The following is a 19,603-nucleotide window of genomic DNA, read 5'->3' as shown; positions in this document are numbered from 1 at the left end:
CGACCACTGACCGCGGGCCGAGCGCCGGGCCGCTCCCAAGCCGGCCCGCTCAGGCGATGTGCTGGCGGCTCGAAGCCGCCAGCATCGCCGCTCCCCCGGGGGGCCGGCCAAGGTACTCCTTGGACGGGGGGCCTCACTTCGGAGGAACCAGGAAGCTGAGCGGCTCACGGCGCAGCCGCTGCCGGATGGCAGCGTAGACGCGCCTGCGGTCCGACAGCCGCACGCCGCGCGAGCGCAGCGCCACCTTGAACGCGCACAGGAAGCTGACGCCGACGTTGAGCACGCCGATGCCGGCGATGCACAGCACGCACGACCAGAACGCCCACGTCTGCAGCACGCCCACGCCCAGCGCGCCCACGGCGGCAGCCAGCTGGCCGGTGGCCAGCGTCACGTGCCGCACCTCGATGCCCAGCCCGACAAACCCCAGCAGCGCCGGCACCAGGCCCAGCATCAGGCCCAGGCTGGTGTTGGCGGCCAGGCCCGAGATGTTGGCCCGCCACCAGCGCGACCAGCGCTGCGCCCGCGTGCCGCCCAGCAGCGCGACGATGCGCGGGTTCCACGCGATGGCGCTGTCCAGCCGGTGGAAGACGAACCAGTTCTCCACCCAGCCGGCGATGAGGCTGGACGCGAACAGCAGCGTGCCCGTGAACGCGGCGAACAGCAGCGACGGGCCGAGCAGGCTCAGCGAGTGCAGCACGTAGTGCGCCTCGCGCTCGCCCACCAGCGGCGCGCCGAACGCCAGCCAGCACAGCCCTTGCACGGCCAGCACCACCGGGGCGGCCAGCGCCAGGTTGCCGAGGATGCCGGCCACCTGCGAGCGCGTCAGGTGCGTGACCTCGTCGACAAAGCCCTGCAGGCCGTCGTCGCGGTCGATGTGGAGCAGCTTGTCGGCCATGGCCGGCGCGGTCATGGCCGGCTGCTTGGTGGCCACCGTCCAGTGCAGCAGGTGGATGACGACGAAGCTCAGCGCGTAGTTCACACCGGCCCAGAAGCCGCCCCAGAACGCGGTGAACCCCAGCATCGCGATGAGGAACTTGAGGAAGGTGGTGCCGGCAATGACGGCGCCGCCGCCCGCCGCGCGGGCCAGCATGTCGCGGTACTCGGCGCGGTTGCGGGTGATGTAGTGCTCGCCCGTCTCGGCGCTGCGCTCGGCCACCTTGCGCGCCAGCAGCGAGTAGTGGCGCGCGAACAGCGTGCGCAGGCTGCGCCGCTCGTGCACCACGCGCACCAGGCCCGCCACCAGCCGCAGCAGCTCGCGCTGCGGCTGCGCGGACAGCAGGCAGGCCAGCAGCGCCTCGATGCGGTCCAGCCGCGCGGTGAGCTGCTCCACCGAGAACATCAGATCCACCGACACGCCGTGCGCCTCCAGGTGCTCGGGCACCGTCAGCGTGGCGCTGCGGCAGCGGTCCAGCAGCGCGCGCAGCAGTTGCAGCGCTGGGGCGAGCGCAGTACCCGCCTCGCCCTCGCCGGGCTGCACCAGACCACGCTCCACGGCCTCCCAGGCCGCGGGCAGCTGGTGGAAGGGCTTGTCCTGCAGCAGCTGCCCGTCCATGCGCACACGCAGCGGACCGGCCAGCCCCGCGGCGTGAACGCTGCTGACGAGCACCGTGACGGCGGCCTGCATCTCCACGCGCCAGCCCTCGTCGGGCGCTGCGGCGAACAGCAGGCTCAGCCGGGCCAGCAGCTCGTCGTCGATGGCGGCGATCCAGTCCTCGTCGCCCTCGTCGCCGAACAGCAGCTCGAACAGCTCGGCCAGGTCGCGCGTGTCGGTGGTGGCGGGCAGCACGCGGCGGCGCAGCCGCCCCAGGAACTCGTGCCACAGCGCCATGCGCGGCGCGAAGCCCACCTCGGCGAACAGACTGACGGCATCCACATCGTTCCAGACGCCGGCAATGACCGCCGCGAACTTGTGCGCATGCTCGGCGTGGCGCTCCAGCACGTTGAGCAGGTGCTTGAGCCGCACGAGGGGCAGCGGCGTGCCGGGCGCCATCGCGTCGCGCGGCGCATGGCGCAGCCACTCCAGCAGCCGCACCAGCCACAGGTTGCGCTCGGCGAGCGCTGCCTGCGGGTCCGCGGCGTTCAGCAGCGCGGTGAGGTCCCAGCTCAATGCAGGCTCGCCGAGTCCGCCAACAGGAACTCGGCCACGTCGGCGTGGAAGATCTCGCAGGCGTCCGTCACGCACAGAAAGCGGCCGCGCATGGTGCCCTGCGGCGTGGAGATCTGCGCCCAGGAGCTGTACTGGAAGCTCTGGCCCGGCGCCAGCACCGGCTGGTGACCCACGACGGCCAGGCCGTCGACGACCTGCACCTGGCCGCGGGCATCGGTGATCTCCCAGTGCCGACCGATCAGCTGGGCCAGCACGTCGCCGGTGTTCTCGATGGTGATGGTGTAGCTGTAGGCGTACAGGCCCTGCTCAAGGTGGGTCTGCTCGGGCAGCGCCTGCACCGTGACGCTGCAACTGAATCGGGGGTTGGCCATCGGGTGATTGTGCCGGCCGGGCGCTATGCTCAGCCCATGTCGATCAGGATGCGTGATCCTAAGTGCTGCACCGGCTCTGGCTGCTGATCGCGCTGCTGGGCCCGTGCGCCCAAGCGCAGGAGCTGACGTTGCGCACGGCACAGCAGAGCGGCTCGGTGGTGAAGTACGACCCCGACAACAAGCTGCGGCCGGGGCTGTGCCTGGAGATCCTGCGCGCCGTGGAGCGCGTCGACCCCGGCCTGCACTTCACGGGGCTGGAGCAGCGCGTGCCGCTCAAGCGCGTGGAACGGCTGCTGGCGGAGAGCCGCGTCGACGCCTTCTTCTGCCTGCTCAAGTCGCCCGAACGCGAGCGGCAGTGGCGCTACGCGCCGGTGCCGCTGTACACCATCCGTCACGTCGTCGTGCAGCGCGCCGGCGACTCGCGCGACATCGACACGCTGGAACAGCTGTCGCAGGCCAGCCGCAGCAAGCGGGTGCTGGTCATGCGCGGCACGGCCATGGCGCGCCACCTCGTGAACGCCAGCGTCGCCATCGCCGAGGTGGCCTCGGAGCGCGAGGCGCTGCAGATGCTGACGATGGGCCGGGCCGACATCATCTACGGCCAGGACATCAACCTGCAGCGCCACATCGCCGACCACCACATGAATGACAAGCTGCGGTTGGGCCGCACGGTGTTCCAGGAGGAGCCGCAGTACCTGGCGCTGCGCCCCGACCTGCCGGCCACGCACGAGGAGCGCCTGACACTGGCGCTGCGCCGGCTGGAACGCGACGGCGTGCTGCGCCAGCTGACCGAGAAATACCGATGAGCCCCAAGCCCCTGTACCTGCCTCCCGATGGCCGGCCGCGCTGCGCCTGGTGCGCCGCCGCGCCCGGCGATGACGCCTATCTGCGCTACCACGACGAGGAATGGGGTCGCCCCGTGGCGGACGACTTCCGGCTGTTCGAGAAGCTGTGCCTGGAAGGCTTCCAGAGCGGCCTCTCATGGCGGACCATCCTGAACAAGCGCGACGCCTTCCGTGCGGCGTTCGCCGGCTTCGACTTCCACGCGGTGGCGAAGTTCGGCGAAGCGGACGTGCAACGCCTGCTGGCCGATGCCGGCATCGTGCGCCACCGCGGCAAGATCGAGGCGGCCATCCACAACGCCGCGCGCTGCGTGGAACTGGTGACGACGGAAGGTTCGCTGGCCGCCTACCTGTGGCGCTTCGAGCCGCCGCAGAACTCGGTGGCGCACAACCTGGCGACGTCGGCGCCGTCCGAGGCGCTGTCGAAAGACTTGAAGAAGCGCGGCTGGAAGTTCGTCGGCCCGACGACCATGCATGCGCTGATGCAGGCCATGGGCCTCATCAACGACCACCAGCCCGGCTGCCATCACTGGGCCGAGGCGCAAGCGGCGCGCGAGGCCTTCATCCGGCCGCGTTGACTTCGGGCCGAGCGCCGGGCCGCTCCCAAGCCGTCCCCTCGGGGGACCGGCCAGCCGCGCCCGCGTTCAGCGAGGCGCGGCTGGACGAGGGGCCTCACTTCGGCAGCACGACCGTGTCGATGACGTGGATGACGCCGTTGTCCGCGGCGATGTCGGTGGCCGTGACCTTGGCGTTGTCCACCGTCACGCCGCCCATGGTGCCGATGGTCAGCTCGCTGCCCTGCACCGTCTTGACCTTGCCGGCCTTGACGTCCTTGGCCATGACCTTGCCCGGCACGACGTGGTAGGTCAGCACCGCGGTGAGCTTGGCCTTGTCCTTCAGCAGCGCGTCGAGGTCGGCCTTGGGGATCTTGGCGAAGGCGGTGTCGGTGGGCGCGAACACCGTGAACGGGCCGGTGCCCTTCAAGGTGTCGACCAGGCCGGCCGCCTGCAGGGCGGTGGCCAGCGTTTTGAAGTTGCCAGCGGCAACGGCGGTGTCGACGATGTCCTTGGCCTGGGCGGCCGCCGACAGCAGGGACAGGGCACAGATGGCGAGATAGCGCTTCATCGAAAACTCCTAGGAAATGCCGGGGGGGCGGGGAGGAACAGGCCCGGGACGGGCCGGGGTGGAAACACTCAGGGGCGCGGCAGGATCACCGTGTCGATCACATGGATGACGCCGTTGCGGGCCAGCACGTCGGTGGCGGTGATGGCGGCTTTGCGGGCGCGCTGGTCGGTGATGGCGAGGCTCGCGTCGACCGTGAAGGTCTGGCCCTGCACGGTCGTGATGGCGCTGCCCACCGGCACGTCGGCCTTCAGCACGCGGGCCGGCAGCACGTGGTAGGTCAGCACCTGGGTCAGCAGCGCCTTGTCGGCCAGCAGCTGGGCCTTGGTGACGCCCAGCTCGGTCAGCAGCTTGGCGAAGGCGGCGTTGGTGGGCGCGAACACGGTGAACGGGCCGGTGCCGTTGAGCGTGTCCACCAGGCCGGCGGCGACGACGGCTTCCACGAGGATGCTGAAGTCCGGTGTGGCCTGTGCGGTGGCGACGATGGTCTTGTCGGCCGGCAGCAGCACGCGGTCGACGACGTGGATGACGCCGTTGCGCGTCTGCAGGTCCGTCGCGGTGATGCGGGCGGTGCGGTTGCGGCCGTCGGTGATGACGAGGTCGCTGCCGCGCGAGTCCACCTTGAAGATGCCACCCGCCAGCGGCGTGATGGGCTTGCCCAGCGGCACACCGGCCTTGAGCACCTGGCTGGGCAGCACGTGGTACTGCAGCACCTGCATCAGCAGCGCCTTGTCGGCCAACAGCTGGGCCTTGGTGACGCCCAGCTCGGCCAGCAGCGCGGCGAAAGCGTCGTTGGTGGGCGCGAACACCGTGAACGGGCCGGGGCCGGACAGCGTGTCCGCCAGGCCGGCCGCCTGTACGGCCTCCACCAGCGTGCTGAAGCGGGCATCGGCCTGGGCCGTCTCGACGATGTTGGGTTCGGGGTCGCCGCCACCGCAGGCGGTCAGGCCGCTGAACATCAGCGCCAGGCCGAGACGCTTCAACCAGTTCGTTCCGAGCATGGAGATCTCCTTGAGACGTGTTGGGATGAGCGGGGCCACGACGCCCCACGCGGGGCGCCGCAACAACCAGGGAAGGAATGGGCTCAGCGTCCGGAGGGACGCCTTGAACGGCAAGCGCGTGAGTGGCAGGACGACATGGTTGCACCATTCAAGACTGGGCGGTGCAGAATTTGAACTATTCAGTTCCCAAAGTCAACACATCAGTCCATTTTCGTAATTGAAAGTTTTGTAAGCGACTGGAAAGTTCATCCGGGAACCGCCCCGACTAGAATCGTCGGCATGGCCAGACCCAGCTTCAAGGAACAAGTGCTCCAGGCCCGTGAGGAGGCCATCGTCGCGTCGGTGAACCGGCTGCTGGCCGAGAAGGGTTTCGACGCGATGACGGTGGACGAGGTCGTTGCCGACGTGGGCATCGGCAAGGCCAGCCTCTACAAGCACTTCACATCCAAGGAGGAACTGGCCGCCGCCGCGATGGTGCGCGTGCTGGACCGGGCGCTGGACGAGGTGGCCCGGCTGCGCAGCATGGACCTGGACGCCGTGGGCCGGCTGAAGGCACTGGCGCGCTGGACCTACGAGCAGCAGATCGCCGGCCAGATGCCCGCGCTGCCCTCGCAAAGCTCCTCGCTGCGCGGCGCGCTGATGGGCGACAAGGGCTACATGGACCGGTTGATGCAGCTGTCCGACGAGCTGGGCGGCTGGATCACCGAGGCCCAGGCCGCCGGCCGGCTGGACGCCACCGTGCCGCCCGAGCTGGTGCTGTATCTGCTGTACGCCCGCGCCTGCGACCCCGTGCTGGGCGTGATGCGCGCCAGCGGCAGCCACAGCGACGCGCAGGTGGTCACCTGGCTGGTGGAGCACTGCTTCCGCGGCCTTGGCGCTTAGCGGCAAGCGGCAGGGTCCCGGCACGGCGCCTCCCTAGAATGGCGGCCATGCCTGCCGCACGCTCCCACCTGATCGCCCCCAGCCTGTTGTCCGCCGACTTTGCCCGCCTGGGCGACGAGGTGAAGGCCGTGCTAGCTGCCGGCGCCGACTGGATCCACTTCGACGTGATGGACAACCATTACGTGCCCAACCTGACCTTCGGGCCGATGATCTGCGAGGCGCTGCGCAAGCACGCGGTCAAGCCCGACGGCACGCCCGCCGTGCTGGACGTGCACCTGATGGTGCAGCCCGTCGACAGCCTGGCCCAGGCCTTCTGCCGCGCCGGTGCCGATGTGGTGACCTTCCACCCCGATGCCAGCACGCACGTGGACCGCACGCTGCAGCTCATCCGCGGCGAGGGCAAGCAGGCCGGGCTGGTGTTCAACCCCGCCACGCCGCTGGACGTGCTGGAGTGGGTCATCGACAAGGTGGACGTCATCATGCTGATGAGCGTGAACCCGGGCTTCGGCGGCCAGAGCTTCATCCCGTCGTCGCTGGCCAAGCTGCGGCGCGTGCGCGAGATCATCGATGCCAGTGGCCGCGACATCCGGCTGGAGATCGACGGCGGCGTGAAGGTGGACAACATCCGCGAGATCGCCGACGCGGGCGCCGACACCTTCGTCGCCGGCTCGGCCATCTTCGGCAAGCCGGACTACAAGTCGGTGATCGACGCCATGCGCGCCGAACTCGCCAAGGCGTAAGCACCATGGCCGCCGTCCTGCTCGTCTGCACCGCCAACATCTGCCGCTCGCCGATGGCCGAGGCCATCTTCAAGGCGAAGCTGGGCGATGTGTTCAAGACCATCGAGTCGGCCGGCATGCACGCCGACCCACGTGGCGGCCCGGTGGACGCGCGCGCAGCCGCCGCGCTGAGCCGCCACAACTACAGCCTGGAGCGCCGCTGGCGCTCGCGCCGCGCCGAGCCGGACGCGCTGGGCAAGTACGACCTCGTGCTGGCCATGGAGGCCGAGCATGTCGAGGCGCTGCGCAAGAAGGCCGCGCCGGAGCTGCAGGCCCGCATCCGGCTGCTGACCGACTTCCTGCCCGACATGGCCGGCCAGGAAATCCCCGACCCCTACTTCGGCCCCGCCGCCGGCTTTGACGCCGTCATCGGCATGCTGGAGCGCGCGGCCCAGCGGCTGTTGACGGAGAGCCGCGAGGGGCGGCTCAAGCTGGGCTGATCTTCAGACCTTGCTGGTGGCCTCGGCCACCTCGCGCATGTCCGGCCCGGTGCCGCTGAAGCGGTCCAGTGCCAGATAGATGACGGGCGTGATGTAGAGCGTCACCGCCTGCGACAGGATCAGCCCGCCCACCACGGCCAGGCCCAGCGGCTGGCGCAGCTCGGCGCCGGCGCCCAGGCCGAGGGCAATGGGCAGCGCGCCCATCAGCGCGGCCAGCGTCGTCATCATGATGGGCCGGAAGCGCAGGATGCAGGCCTGGCGGATGGCCTCGGCCGGTGCCAGACCCTGGCTGCGCTGCACGTCCAGCGCGAAGTCGATCATCATGATCGCGTTCTTCTTGACGATGCCGATCAGCATGACGATGCCGATGGTGGCGATGATCGTCAGCTCCATGCCAAACAGCTGCAGCGTGATGAGCGCCCCCACCGCCGCGGACGGCAGGCCGGCCAGGATGGTCAGCGGGTGGATGTAGCTCTCATAGAGCACGCCCAGCAGCACGTAGATGACGGCCACGGCCAGGCCGATCAGCAGCAGCTGACCGCTCTGCGAGTCCTGGAACACCGCGGCGTCGCCGCCATAGCTCGTGATGATGCTGGGCGGCAGCTGGATCTCCTGCGTGAAGGCGGCGATCTGCTTGGTCGCGTCGCCCAGTGGCACGTTCGGCGCGAGGTTGAAGCTGATCGTGATGGCCTGCAGCTGGCCCTGATGGTTGACGGCCGTCGGGCCCAGCGTGCGCTGCACGGTGGCGAAGGCCGTCAGCGGCACCTGGGCATTGTTGTTGCCGCGCAGGTAGATCTTGTCGAACGCGGTCTCGCTGCTGCGGTCGTCGTCACCCGCCTCCATGATGACCTGGTAGGTGTTGCTCTCGGCGTAGATGCTGGACACCTGGCGCTCGCCGAAGGCGCCATACAGCGCCGTGCGCAGCTCGCCCATGTCCACCCCCAGCAGCGACGCGCGCTCGCGGTCGATCACGAGGCTGGCCTGCAGGCCGCGCATCTGCGAGTCGCTGGTGATGTCGCGGAAGCGCTCATCGGTGCGCAGCTTCTCCTGCAGCCGGGTGGCCCAGGTGTTGAGCTCGCCGGCGGACACCGACTGCAGCGTGTACTGGTAGCGGCTCTTGCTCTGACGGCCGCCCAGCTGCAGGTTCTGCACCGGGCTCAGATAGACCTGGATGCCCGGCACCGCGCGCAGCTTCTTGCGCAGACCCTCGACGACTTCCTTCATCGCCTGGCGCTCGCCGCGTGGCTTCAGGTTGATGAACATGCGGCCGGTGTTGGTGCCACCGCCGCCCCCGCCGCCGCCCACCGCGGAGCTCAGCGCGGCGACGTTGGGATCGTTGCGCACGATCTCCGCGACGCGGTCCTGCAGCACCGTCATCGCGGCGAAGGAGGTGTCCTCGGGCGCCTCGGTACTGGCGCGCAGCTGGCCGATGTCCTCCTCCGGGAAGAAGCCCTTGGGAATGACCGCGTAGAACCACGCCGTGGCGACGAAGCTCAGCAGCGCGACGCCCAGCACCCAGTGGCGATGGCGCAGGGCCAGGTCCAGCGTGCGGGTGTACGCGTCCAGCGTGGCCGTGAAGCCTCGCTCGAAGAGACGCCCCAGCGGACCGTCCTCGTGATGCTCACCGGCCTTCAGCAGGCGGCTGCACAGCATGGGCACCAGCGTCAGCGACACGACGGCCGACACCAGGATGGACAGCCCCACGACGACCGCGAACTCGTGGAACAGCAGGCCGATGACGCCCGGCATGAAGAAGATGGGGATGAGCACCGCCACCAGCGAGATCGAGATGGACAGGATGGTGAACGCCATCTCGCGCGCACCGCGCACCGCGGCGTCGAAGGGCTTCATGCCGTCCTCCACGTGGCGGACGATGTTCTCCAGCATGACGATGGCGTCGTCCACCACCAGACCCACGGCCAGTGTGATGCCCAGCAGCGAGATGTTGTCGAGAGAGTAGCCCAGCGCGTACAGCAGCGTGAGCGCGCCGATCAGCGAGATGGGCAGCGACGCGGTGGGGATGAGCGTGGCCACCGCGCGGCGCAGGAAGATGAAGATGACCAGCACCACCAGGCCCACCGTCAGCGCCAGCGTGAAGTACACATCGTGCAGCGACTCGCGGATGGACAGCGAGCGGTCATTCAGCGTGCGCATCTGCACCGAGGCCGGCATCTGCGCCGCGTAGCGCGGCAGCAGCGCCTTGACCTTGTCCACCACCTGCACGGTGTTGGCGTCGGGCTGGCGCTGGATGGCCAGCACGATGGAGCGTTCGCCGTTGTAGGTGGAGTAGGTCTTGCTGGTCTCGACGCTGTCCTGCACCTCGGCCACGTCGCGCAGGAAGACCGGCGCGCCGTTGCGCGAGGCGACGACGACGCGGCCGAACTCCGCCGCATTGCGCAGTTGCTTGTTGGCCTGGATGGTCAGCGTCTGGCGCGAGCCGTCCAGCACGCCCACCGGCGTGTTGGCATTGGCCGCGCGCACGGCGTTCTGCAGCTCGTCCAGCGTGATGTTGCGCTGGTTCAGCAGCTCGGTGCGCACCTTGATGCGCACCGCATAGCGCTTCTGGCCGTAGATGGACACCTGCGCCACGCCGTCGATGGTGGACAGGCCCGGCGACAGCAGATTCTCGGCGTAGTCGTTCAGCTCGGTCAGGTCGATGGACGGCGAAGTCAGCGCCACCATCAGCACCGGCGCGTCGGCCGGGTTGACCTTGCGGTAATTGGGCGGCGAGGTCATCTCCGTCGGCAGCGCGCGCAAGCTGCGGAACAGCGCCGCCTGCACGTCCACCGCGGCGGCATCGATGTTGCGCGACGGGTCGAACTCCAGCGTCAGCGACGTGTTGCCCAGCGTGTTGGTCGACGAGATGGTCTGCAGGCCCGGGATGGTGGAGAACTGCTTCTCCAGCGGCAGCGCGACGGACGACGCCATCGTCTCGGGCGACGCGCCCGGCAACGACGCACCGGCGTTGATGATGGGCGTGTTGTACGACGGCAGCGCGGCGACCGGAATCTTGCTCCACGCCGCCAGGCCGGCGATGACCAGCGACAGGTTCAGCAGCACGGTCATGACCGGCCGCCGGATGAAGGCCTCGGTGATTCTCATAGCCCCTCGCTCGATGAGTACATCGATCGGCCTTGCAGGCCGCGCAGCAGACGGCGCTGCTGCTCTTCGGCAGGCACGGCAAGTCCACAGGACTTGTCGTGTCCGGCCTCAGCCCCCGAGGGGATAACGGCCCGGCTTGGGGCGGCCCTGCGCTCGGTCCGCCTCATTTGCTGGCGCCCGAAGCCGGCTTGGAGGCGGCTGCCGCCGGCGCCTGGATACGCAGCGGCGTGCCCGGCCGCAGGTTCTGCTTGCCGTCCAGCACCACCTGCGCCGTCGCGTCCAGCCCGTCGACGACGGCCTGCTCGCCCAGCCCCGAGCGCAGCTGCACCGTGACGAGCCGCGCCGTGTTGTCCGGCCCCACCACGTACACCGAACGGTCGTTGCCGCGCATGATGATGGCCGCCTGCGGCACCACGGTGGCGCCCTTCAGCGTGCGCAGCGTGACGCGCACGCGCAGGTACTGCCCCGGCCACAGCGCCTGGGCCTTGTTGTCGAACTCGGCCTTGACCTTGATCGTGCCGGTCGTCGCGTCGACGAGGTTGTCCACCGCCGTCACGCGGCCCTTGATGGCTGGCGTGCCCTTGGGCGTGCCAGCGGGCGGCACGGCCTCCACGTCCAGCTCGCCGGCGCGCGTGGCAGCCAGCAGCGACGCCAGCTGCGTCTCGGGCAGCGTGAAGGTGATGCCGATCGGGTCCAGCTGCGCGATGTTGACCAGCGCCGCTGACGTCGCGTTGGCCTGCACCAGGCTGCCGGGGTAGACGTTGACGATGCCGGCGCGGCCGCTGATGGGCGCGCGCAACTCGTTGTAGCCGGCCGTCACCTGCGCGGCCTGCACCGCCGCCTCGTCGCTGCGCACCAGCGCCTGGCCGACATCGAAGTTGGCCTGCGCGGTGTCCACGGCGCTCGCGGCGATGAAGTTCTGCGCGCGCAGCTCCCTGGCGCGATTGAGCTGACGCTCCAGGTCGGCCAGGCTGGCACGGTCACGCGCGAGCTGGGCGCGAGCCTTCTCCAGCGCGGCGCGGTCGGCGCGGTCGTCGAAGCGGAACAGCAACTGGCCCTTGCTGACGGCCTGGCCATCCTTGACGAACACCTGGGCCACGGTCGATGTCGTCTGCGCGCGCAGGTCCACGCTCTGCAGCGCAGTGACGGTGCCGCTGGCTTCCACCGTGATGGGCACGTCGGCCTGCCGGACCTGCACCACCGTGACGTTCTGCGGCGGCAGTGCGCTGGCGGCACCGGCAGGTGCCGGCGCGCCGGGCGCGGGCGTCCCCGCGGCGTCGCCCTTGCGCCCGCAGCCGGACAGGAGCACCAGCACGAGGCCGCACAGGATCAGGGGAGAGGTCGCGCGCATGCAAGCCTGTCGAAAGGTAAAGGGGATTGACTGTAATGACAGCCCAGCCTACCCGCGCTGTTTTGCTCGCTGATTGCTGGCCGGTTCCGGCCGCGCTTTTTTGCGCTCAGTGGCCCAGTGCGCGCGCCAGCCGCGCCCCGACGGCCGCGTTGTGCTTGACCAGCGCGATGTTGGTGGCGAGGCTGCGCCCGCCCGTCAGCGCCTTGATGCGCGCCAGCAGGAACGGCGTGATGGCCTTGCCCTGGACACCCTGCTGCGCCGCCTCGGCCAGCGCCTGCGTGGTGATCGCGTCGATCTCCTCGCGCGGCATGGCCTGCGCCGCCGGCACCGGGTTGCTCACCACCACACCGCCCGACAGCCCCAGCGCCCATTTGGCGCGGATGAAGCGGGCCTGCTCGTCGGCAGAGTCCATGCGGAAGTCGGCCTTGAGCCCGCTGTCCGGCGTGAAGAACGCGGCGAAGTTGTCCTGCCCGACGGACAGCACCGGCACGCCATGCGTCTCCAGGTACTCCAGCGTCAGGCCCAGGTCCAGGATGGACTTGGCGCCGGCGCAGACCACCGCCACGGGCGTGCGCGCCAGCTCCTGCAGGTCGGCCGAGATGTCGAAACTCTCGGCGCCGCCGCGGTGCACGCCGCCGATGCCGCCGGTCACGAACACCTCGATGCCGGCCAGGTGCGCACAGATCATCGTCGCGGCCACGGTGGTGGCGCCCAGCCGCCCGGTGGCGATGGCGTACGGCAGGTCGCGGCGGCTGAGCTTCATCGCGTCCGGCGCCTGGGCCAGTTGCCGCAGCTCGTCGTCCGTCAGGCCCACGCGGATGCGCCCGCCGATGACGGCGATGGTTGCCGGCACGGCGCCCTCGGCGCGGATGACGTTCTCCACCTCGCGCGCCGTCTCCAGGTTCTGGGGCCAGGGCATGCCGTGGGCAATGATGGTCGATTCGAGCGCCACGACGGGGCGCCCCTGGGCGCGGGCGGCGGCCACTTCGGGTGAGAGCTGGATCAGGTCGTTCATTTATCGATCGGTCAGGAAACCGGGGGTCAGTTCGGGATGCACGCTGTCCTCGGTCTGCAGCGTCAACGCAGCGAGGTCCAGGCCCAGGCGGGCGGCGGTGTCAAAGTCATTCGGGTCGCGCAGCAGCCCGGCGCAGACGCCGGCCGACAGCGCATCGCCCGCGCCGGTCACGTCGACGACGCGCACCTGCGGCGCGGCCCAGCGGCGCGGCTCGCGGCCCGGCTGGCTCAGCATCAGGCCGGCGCCACCGTGCGACACCAGCACGCAGCCCACGCCACGCGCATGCAGCCGCGCCAGCGCCTCGCCGGGCTCGCCCGCCACGGTGGACAGCTCGCCCGCGTTCAGGATCAGCAGGTGCAGGCCCCGCAGGTCGTCGGGCAGGCGGTCCATCTTGGCCTCGGACACCGCCACGCCGATGAGCGGGATGCCGCTGGCGCGCGCCTCGCCCAGCAACAGGGGCCAGGCGTCGGTGGGCAGGTTGCCATCGGCGACGACCAACGCCGCGCCGGCACGCAAGGCCTGGCTGGCCGCCAGCGCCCACGGGTTGAGTCGCTCCACCAGCGGCATGGCCGCCAGGCCCAGGTGCAGCTCGCCGTCCGGCGCCAGCACGGCGGTATAGCTGTCGCTGACATGGCGGCGCAGCTTCAGCACGGCCTGCGTGTCGATGCCCACGCGCGCGGCCTGCTCCATCAGCATGCGGCCGCCAGCGTCGTCGCCCACGGCCGCGATGAGCGAGACGGGCAGGCCCAGCCGCGCCAGGTTCTCGGCCACGTTGCGCACGACGCCGCCGGGCGTCTCGTGCGCCTCGCAGGGGTTGGACGAGCCGCCCAGCGCCTGCGCCAGCAGCCGCAGCTTGCGGTCGATGTTGAGGCCGCCGATGCAGACGATGGGGGCGGCAAAGGAATTCATCGCGTGATTCTAGGAAGCCACTGCGCCATGGCCTCCGCCAAGGCCTGCACCACTTGCGCGTCATTGCGCCCGCTGCGCACGCGCACGTGGAAGGCGTGGTCGGCGTCGTCCTCGACATGCAGCGTGGCGATGTCGCCCAGTTCATCGACAACGCTGCGCAGCAGGCCCGGCTCGGCCAGCTCGTCGCGCGTGCCCTGCAGGAACAGCATCGGCAGCTGCACGTCGGCCAGGTGCGCTGCGCGGGCAACGCCCGGCTTGCCGGCCGGGTGCAGCGGGAAGCCGACGAACACGAGGCCCCGCACGCCCGGCAGCGCCTCGGCGGCCTGGGCCTGCGAGGTCATGCGGCCGCCGAACGACTTGCCGCCGGCGAACAGCGGTGGACCGGGCAGGCGCTCGCGCGCCGCGGCCACGGCGGCACGCACGGCCGCCTGGGCGACGGCCGGCGAGTCGGGCCGCTTCGAGCCGCGCTCCATGAACGGGAACTGGTAGCGCAGCGTCGCGATGGACCGGTCGAACAAGGCCTGCGACAGCGCAGCCATGAAGGGATGCGCCATCCCGGCGCCCGCGCCGTGCGCGAACACATAGGTGGCGAGAGGCTGTGGCGGCTGCAGCCACAGCGCGGACACGGTGGTCGCGTCATCGACGGTCAGCGTGAGGTTCATGCCGGCAGCTTAGGGCCGGCCCGCACCCCGGGAGCATGCAGCGTTGTATTGACCGGCCCTGGCTACGCTAGAGTCGGCCCCGGCGCGGCGCCACGCCGCCCACGTCGCTCGGACGGTTCCGGGCGCTTACGTACACAGCCATGACCTCTTCGTCTTCCGCCTCCGGCGGCAAGCGCCGCTTCGCGCGCATCGACCGCCTCCCGCCCTACGTCTTCAACATCACGGCCGAGCTCAAGCTGGCCGCCCGCCGACGCGGGGAAGACATCATCGACATGAGCATGGGCAACCCCGACGGGGCCACGCCGCCGCACATCGTCGCCAAGCTCGCCGAGGTCGCCCAGCGGCCCGACACCCACGGCTACTCGGCCAGCAAGGGCATCCCGCGGCTGCGCCGCGCGATCTCGCACTGGTACCAGCGCCGCTACGGCGTGGACATCAACCCCGACACCGAGGCCATCGTCACCATCGGCTCCAAGGAGGGCCTGGCCCACCTGATGCTCGCCACGCTGGACCGCGGCGACACCGTGCTGGTGCCCGACCCGAGCTACCCCATCCACATCTACGGCGCGGTGATTGCCGGCGCCGACATCCGCGCCATCCCCGTCAGCAGCGAGGTGGACTTCTTCGCCGAGCTGGAGAAGACCATCCGCGGCAGCTACCCCAAGCCCAAGATGATGGTGTTCGGCTTCCCGTCCAACCCGACGGCGCAGTGCGTGGAGCTGGGCTTCTTCGAGCGCGTCGTGGCGCTGGCCAGGAAGCACGACATCCTCGTGGTGCACGACCTCGCCTATGCCGACATCGTGTTCGACGGCTACGTGGCGCCGTCCATCATGCAGGTGCCCGGCGCCAAGGACGTGGCGGTGGAGTTCTTCACCCTCAGCAAGAGCTACAACATGGCCGGCTGGCGCGTGGGCTTCATGGTCGGCAACCCCGACCTCGTGGCCGCGCTGGCCCGCATCAAGAGCTATCACGACTACGGCACCTTCACGCCGCTGCAGGTGGCCGCCATTGCCGCGCTGGAGGGCGACCAGCAGTGCGTGAAGGACATCGCCGCGAGCTACCAACGCCGCCGCGACGTGCTCTACAAGGGCCTCACCGAAGCCGGCTGGGCGGTGGACTGCCCCAAGGCCAGCATGTACATCTGGGCCCGCATCCCCGAGCCCTACCGCGAGCTGGGCTCGCTGGAGTTCGCGCGTCAGCTGCTGGAGAAGGCCAAGGTCTGCGTGTCGCCCGGCATCGGCTTCGGCGACCACGGCGACGGCCATGTGCGCTTCGCCCTCATCGAGAACGAGTCGCGCATCCGCCAGGCGGTGCGGGGCATCAAGGCGATGTTCAAGGCAGACGGGGTGCTCAAGGCATGACACCGCAAGCCCTCATCCTCGATCTCGACGGCACGCTGGTCGACACGCTGGGCGATTTCGTCGCCGTGCTGGCGCTGACGCTCGACGACCTCGGGCTGCCCGCCGTGGACCGCGACTTTGTCGAGCGCACCATCGGCCGCGGCGGCGAGAACCTGGTGAAGAAGACGCTGGCCCACGTCGGCGCCAAGCCGGGCCTGTTCGACCATGCGTGGTCGCTCTACCAGCAGCACTACGCGACCGTGAATGGCGCCCATGCCGCCGTGTATGCCGGCGTCGTCGACGGGCTCAACGCCCTGCGCGCCATCGGCCTGCCGCTGGCTGTGCTGACCAACAAGCCCGCCGCACCGGCGCGCGAACTGCTGAAGCGCAAAGGCCTGGACGGGTTCTTCACCCACGTCTTCGGCGGCGACAGCTTCGAGCGCAAGAAGCCCGACCCGCTGCCGCTGCTCAAGACCTGCGAGGCGCTGGGCACGCTGCCGTCAGCGACGTGGATGATCGGCGACTCGCGCAACGACGCGGAGGCCGCCCGCGGCGCGGGCTGCCCGGTGGTGCTGGTGACGTACGGCTACAACCACGGCGAGGACATCCGCGCCGTGCCGGCGCTGGCGCACCTGGACCGGCTGGACGAGCTCCGGCTCAGCGGCGCGACGAGCGCTTGACGCCGAGCAGCGCGTCCTTGAGCGAGTCGTCGGCGGGCTTGTCGCCCAGCCAGATGCGCAGCAGGGCCGTGAAGAACTCCGGCTCCTTGATCGGTTCGGGCATCACATTCTTGCCGTTGAGTGACAAGGTGGCGCCCACGCCCGGCAGGTAATCCACCGAGAAGCTGTCGCCCGAGTTGAGCTGCTTGCGGCTCGCGAAGACCTCGCTGAGCTTGAGCACGCCGTTGATGCACTTGGCGAACTCCTCGCGCGGTGCATTGGCCTCCATGCCCTTGGTGAACAGCTTGCCGAGCTCGTTGCCGTCGATGTCGCGCAGCATCTGGATGTGGATGCGCTTGGGGCCGGGTGCGCTCAGCACCTCCTGCGTGGTGTTGGCCTTGTGCGTCAGGTACAGCCCTGCGGTGTAGACCTTGACAACGAACTTGTAGCGGATGCCGGCGCCGTTGAGCTGCAGCTTCTGGCCCGCCAGGTCCACTGCCGTCTCGTACTTGACGTTGGCCACCTCGACCGTGTCGCCCCAGGCGCCCCCTCCTCCCAGACTGCCGGCGGCCAGCAGGGCCGCCGCGATGAATGCGCGCATGTCTCGCTCCATTGTTCTGCCGCGATGGCGGCGTCTCCGTGAGCCGAAGTATGGCCCGACGCCACAAAGACCCCGCTGATACACTGCCGCCCACCATGTTCATCACGCGCAAGCACATCACGGGGTCGAGCGACCGGGGAGCCTGGCCCTGGCGTCCCTGGGCCACCGCTGTCTGATGCCGCTTGGCGCGCCCTGACGCGCTCTTCATCGCGTTGCCCGTCCTCCCCCGGGCTGCACGCCAAGCCCTGAAACTGTCTTTTCAAGGTTTGACGTCGTGATCACCGAAATCGAATTCCAGAGCCTGGCCGCCGAGGGCTACAACCGCATCCCGCTCATCAGCGAGGCCTTTGCGGACCTCGAAACCCCGCTGTCCCTCTACCTCAAGCTGTGCTCGGGCGCAGGCCATGCGCGCAACAGCTTCCTGCTGGAAAGCGTCGTCGGCGGTGAGCGCTTCGGGCGCTACTCCTTCATCGGCCTGCCCGCGCGCACGCTGATCCGCGCCACCGGCAACCACTGCGAGGTGCTGACCGACGGCGCCATCGTCGAGACGCACGAGGGCAACCCGCTGGACTTCATCGCGGCCTACCAGGACCGCATCAAGCCCAGGATCCCTGCCGGCCTGCCGCGCTTCTGCGGCGGCCTGGCCGGCTACTTCGGCTACGAGGCCGTGCGCGCCATCGAGAAGAAGCTGGACCGCGAACACAAGGGCGAAGGCCTGGGCACGCCGGACATCGTGCTGCTGCTGTCGGAAGAGATCGCCGTCATCGACAACCTGTCGGGCCGGCTGTACCTCATCGTCTGGGCCGACCCGCGCCAGCCCGAGGCCTACTTCCGCGCCAAGAAGCGGCTGGCGGCGCTGCGCGACAAGCTGACCTACTCCGTCAGCGTGCCGCGCGTGCAGCGCAGCGAGTCGCACGCGCCGGTGCGCAGTTTTGCCAAGGCCGACTACCTGGCCGCCGTGCAAAAGGCCAAGGACTACATCGCCGCCGGCGACCTGATGCAGGTGCAGGTGGGCCAGCGCATCGCCAAGCCGTACAAGGCCGAACCCATCGCGCTGTACCGCGCGCTGCGGGCGCTGAACCCCAGCCCCTACATGTACTTCTACGACCTGGGCGACTTCCAGATCGTCGGCGCCAGCCCCGAGATCCTCGTGCGCGAGGAGCACGCCAGCGACGGCTCGCGCAAGGTCACCATTCGGCCGCTGGCCGGCACCCGCCCGCGCGGCGCGACGCCCGAGCGCGACCTGGAACTCGAAGCCGAGTTGCAGGCCGACCCCAAGGAGCGCGCCGAGCACCTGATGCTGATCGACCTGGCACGCAACGACATCGGCCGCATCGCCCGCACCGGCAGCGTCAAGGTCACGCAGGCCTTCGTCGTCGAGCGCTACTCGCACGTGATGCACATCGTGTCCAACGTTGAGGGCGTGTTGCGCCCCGAGGTGGGCCAGCTGGATGTGCTGAAGGCCACCTTCCCCGCCGGCACGCTGACCGGGGCTCCGAAGGTGCGCGCGATGGAGCTGATCGACGAGCTGGAGCCCGTGCAGCGCGGCATCTACGGCGGCGCCTGCGGCTACCTGAGCTTTGCCGGCGACATGGACCTGGCGATCGCGATCCGTACCGGCATCATCAAGAACGGCATGCTGTACGTGCAGGCGGCAGCGGGTGTCGTCGCCGACTCGGTGCCCGAGCTGGAATGGCAGGAAACAGAGGCCAAAGCACGAGCGCTCTTGCGCGCCGCCGAACTCGTCGAGGAGGGCTTCTAAATGCTGCTGATGATCGACAACTACGACAGCTTCACGTTCAACATCGTCCAGTACTTCGGTGAACTGGGCGCCGACGTGAAGGTCGTGCGCAACGACGAGATCACCGTCGCCGAGATGGCCGCGCTGAACCCCGACCACATCGTGTTCTCGCCCGGCCCCTGCACGCCGACCGAGGCGGGCGTGTGCGTGGAGGCCATCCAGCATTTCATCGGCAAGAAGCCACTGCTGGGCGTGTGCCTGGGTCACCAGGCCATGGGCCAGGCGCTGGGCGGCAAGATCATCCGCGCGCAGCGCCAGATGCACGGCAAGGCCAGCACGATCACGACCGACCAGCGCGGCGTCTACACGGGCCTGCCCAAGGACTTCAGCGTCATCCGCTACCACTCGCTGGTCATCGAGGAAGCGACCTGCCCGGCGGTGCTGGAGATCACGTCGCGCAGCGACGACGGCGAGATCATGGGCGTGCGGCATCGTGAGCTGGCGGGAACGCAAACGCCGATGGAAGGCGTGCAGTTCCACCCCGAGTCCATCCTCAGCGAGCATGGGCACGCGATGCTGCGCAACTTCCTGGAGCTGAAGCCGTGACTGACTACGCCCCGTCTTCTGGCGGTGGCGGCCCGGCCACTGTCGACCTGCGCAGCGACACCGTCACCAAGCC

19 protein-coding genes are annotated in these 19,603 nt (G+C 69.6%); 9 read left to right on the top strand and 10 right to left on the bottom strand.

The genetic code is table 11. The features are described from left to right. Positions 1-133: 133 nt before the first annotated feature. Positions 134-2,107, bottom strand: a complete 1,974-nt coding sequence (locus ACG04Q_RS23350) for a site-specific recombinase (protein WP_394513947.1) — start codon at positions 2,105-2,107, stop codon at positions 134-136. Then, a complete protein-coding gene (gene apaG / locus ACG04Q_RS23345) occupies positions 2,104-2,478 on the bottom strand; it encodes a Co2+/Mg2+ efflux protein ApaG (protein WP_394513945.1) in 375 nt (124 codons plus the stop codon). The genes ACG04Q_RS23350 and apaG overlap by 4 nt, the downstream gene beginning before the upstream one ends. Positions 2,479-2,540: 62 nt before the next feature. Here apaG and ACG04Q_RS23340 point away from each other — a divergent pair, with 62 nt between their 5' ends. Continuing rightward, entirely contained in the window at positions 2,541-3,284 is a 744-nt protein-coding gene (locus ACG04Q_RS23340) for a substrate-binding periplasmic protein (RefSeq protein WP_394513944.1), read from the top strand. Beyond that, positions 3,281-3,898: a DNA-3-methyladenine glycosylase I gene (locus ACG04Q_RS23335; RefSeq protein WP_394513943.1), complete on the top strand. Its 618-nt coding sequence runs from the start codon at positions 3,281-3,283 to the stop codon at positions 3,896-3,898. Before ACG04Q_RS23340 ends, ACG04Q_RS23335 begins: the two co-directional genes overlap by 4 nt. Positions 3,899-3,992: 94 nt before the next feature. On the opposite strand, the gene ACG04Q_RS23330 is transcribed toward ACG04Q_RS23335, so the two are convergent. Further along, the gene (locus tag ACG04Q_RS23330; RefSeq protein WP_394513942.1) at positions 3,993-4,445 is read right to left on the bottom strand and encodes a fasciclin domain-containing protein; all 453 of its coding nucleotides are present in this window, start codon (positions 4,443-4,445) and stop codon (positions 3,993-3,995) included. Positions 4,446-4,513: 68 nt separating this feature from the next. Beyond that, on the bottom strand, positions 4,514-5,443 hold the full coding sequence (locus ACG04Q_RS23325; RefSeq protein ID WP_394513941.1) for a fasciclin domain-containing protein: 930 nt from the start codon (positions 5,441-5,443) through the stop codon (positions 4,514-4,516). Between the two features lie 279 nt (positions 5,444-5,722). Here ACG04Q_RS23325 and ACG04Q_RS23320 point away from each other — a divergent pair, with 279 nt between their 5' ends. The 3 genes from ACG04Q_RS23320 to ACG04Q_RS23310 are packed head-to-tail and all read left to right on the top strand — an operon-like array spanning position 5,723 to position 7,544. Then, positions 5,723-6,325, top strand: coding sequence for a TetR/AcrR family transcriptional regulator (locus tag ACG04Q_RS23320; RefSeq protein ID WP_394513940.1), 603 nt, complete (start codon positions 5,723-5,725; stop codon positions 6,323-6,325). 47 nt (positions 6,326-6,372) lie between these two features. Next, a complete protein-coding gene (gene rpe / locus ACG04Q_RS23315; protein WP_394513939.1) occupies positions 6,373-7,065 on the top strand; it encodes a ribulose-phosphate 3-epimerase in 693 nt (230 codons plus the stop codon). 5 nt (positions 7,066-7,070) lie between these two features. After that, on the top strand, positions 7,071-7,544 hold the full coding sequence (locus ACG04Q_RS23310; RefSeq protein WP_394513938.1) for a low molecular weight protein-tyrosine-phosphatase: 474 nt from the start codon (positions 7,071-7,073) through the stop codon (positions 7,542-7,544). A gap of 3 nt (positions 7,545-7,547) precedes the next feature. Here the strand turns inward: ACG04Q_RS23310 and ACG04Q_RS23305 are convergent, their stop codons facing one another. The 5 genes from ACG04Q_RS23305 to ACG04Q_RS23285 form a co-directional block, all read right to left on the bottom strand. Beyond that, positions 7,548-10,646 carry an efflux RND transporter permease subunit gene (locus tag ACG04Q_RS23305; RefSeq protein WP_394513937.1) on the bottom strand — a complete coding sequence of 1,033 codons (3,099 nt, stop codon included), beginning with the start codon at positions 10,644-10,646 and terminating at the stop codon, positions 7,548-7,550. A gap of 163 nt (positions 10,647-10,809) precedes the next feature. Continuing rightward, entirely contained in the window at positions 10,810-11,997 is a 1,188-nt protein-coding gene (locus ACG04Q_RS23300; RefSeq protein ID WP_394513936.1) for an efflux RND transporter periplasmic adaptor subunit, read from the bottom strand. Between the two features lie 106 nt (positions 11,998-12,103). Then, on the bottom strand, positions 12,104-13,012 hold the full coding sequence (locus ACG04Q_RS23295) for a pseudouridine-5'-phosphate glycosidase (RefSeq protein ID WP_394513935.1): 909 nt from the start codon (positions 13,010-13,012) through the stop codon (positions 12,104-12,106). Next, complete coding sequence (locus ACG04Q_RS23290) at positions 13,013-13,921, bottom strand: carbohydrate kinase family protein (protein ID WP_394513934.1); 909 nt, start codon at positions 13,919-13,921, stop codon at positions 13,013-13,015. It abuts the gene before it with no gap. Next, on the bottom strand, positions 13,918-14,583 hold the full coding sequence (locus ACG04Q_RS23285) for an alpha/beta hydrolase family protein (protein WP_394513933.1): 666 nt from the start codon (positions 14,581-14,583) through the stop codon (positions 13,918-13,920). Before ACG04Q_RS23285 ends, ACG04Q_RS23290 begins: the two co-directional genes overlap by 4 nt. A 140-nt stretch (positions 14,584-14,723) precedes the next feature. Here ACG04Q_RS23285 and alaC point away from each other — a divergent pair, with 140 nt between their 5' ends. Both alaC and ACG04Q_RS23275 read left to right on the top strand, forming a co-directional pair. Beyond that, the gene (gene alaC / locus ACG04Q_RS23280) at positions 14,724-15,944 is read left to right on the top strand and encodes an alanine transaminase (RefSeq protein ID WP_394513932.1); all 1,221 of its coding nucleotides are present in this window, start codon (positions 14,724-14,726) and stop codon (positions 15,942-15,944) included. After that, complete coding sequence (locus tag ACG04Q_RS23275) at positions 15,941-16,603, top strand: HAD-IA family hydrolase (protein ID WP_394513931.1); 663 nt, start codon at positions 15,941-15,943, stop codon at positions 16,601-16,603. The genes alaC and ACG04Q_RS23275 overlap by 4 nt, the downstream gene beginning before the upstream one ends. Here ACG04Q_RS23275 and ACG04Q_RS23270 read toward each other — a convergent pair. Continuing rightward, on the bottom strand, positions 16,581-17,183 hold the full coding sequence (locus ACG04Q_RS23270) for a chalcone isomerase family protein (RefSeq protein ID WP_394513930.1): 603 nt from the start codon (positions 17,181-17,183) through the stop codon (positions 16,581-16,583). The genes ACG04Q_RS23275 and ACG04Q_RS23270 overlap by 23 nt on opposite strands. Positions 17,184-17,457: 274 nt before the next feature. Here ACG04Q_RS23270 and trpE point away from each other — a divergent pair, with 274 nt between their 5' ends. Together trpE and ACG04Q_RS23260 are read left to right on the top strand one after the other, a co-directional pair. Further along, positions 17,458-18,945 (top strand): anthranilate synthase component I, encoded by a 1,488-nt coding sequence (trpE, locus tag ACG04Q_RS23265; RefSeq protein WP_394513929.1) that lies wholly within the window; start codon positions 17,458-17,460, stop codon positions 18,943-18,945. Further along, positions 18,946-19,530: an anthranilate synthase component II gene (locus ACG04Q_RS23260; protein ID WP_394513928.1), complete on the top strand. Its 585-nt coding sequence runs from the start codon at positions 18,946-18,948 to the stop codon at positions 19,528-19,530. Positions 19,531-19,603: the final 73 nt, after the last annotated feature.

It is taken from the genome of Pelomonas lactea (assembly GCF_043555885.1).
GTDB lineage: Bacteria > Pseudomonadota > Gammaproteobacteria > Burkholderiales > Burkholderiaceae_C > Pelomonas > Pelomonas lactea.
Note: the sequence above shows the minus strand (reverse complement) of the source record. Positions and strands in the feature narration are given on the sequence as shown.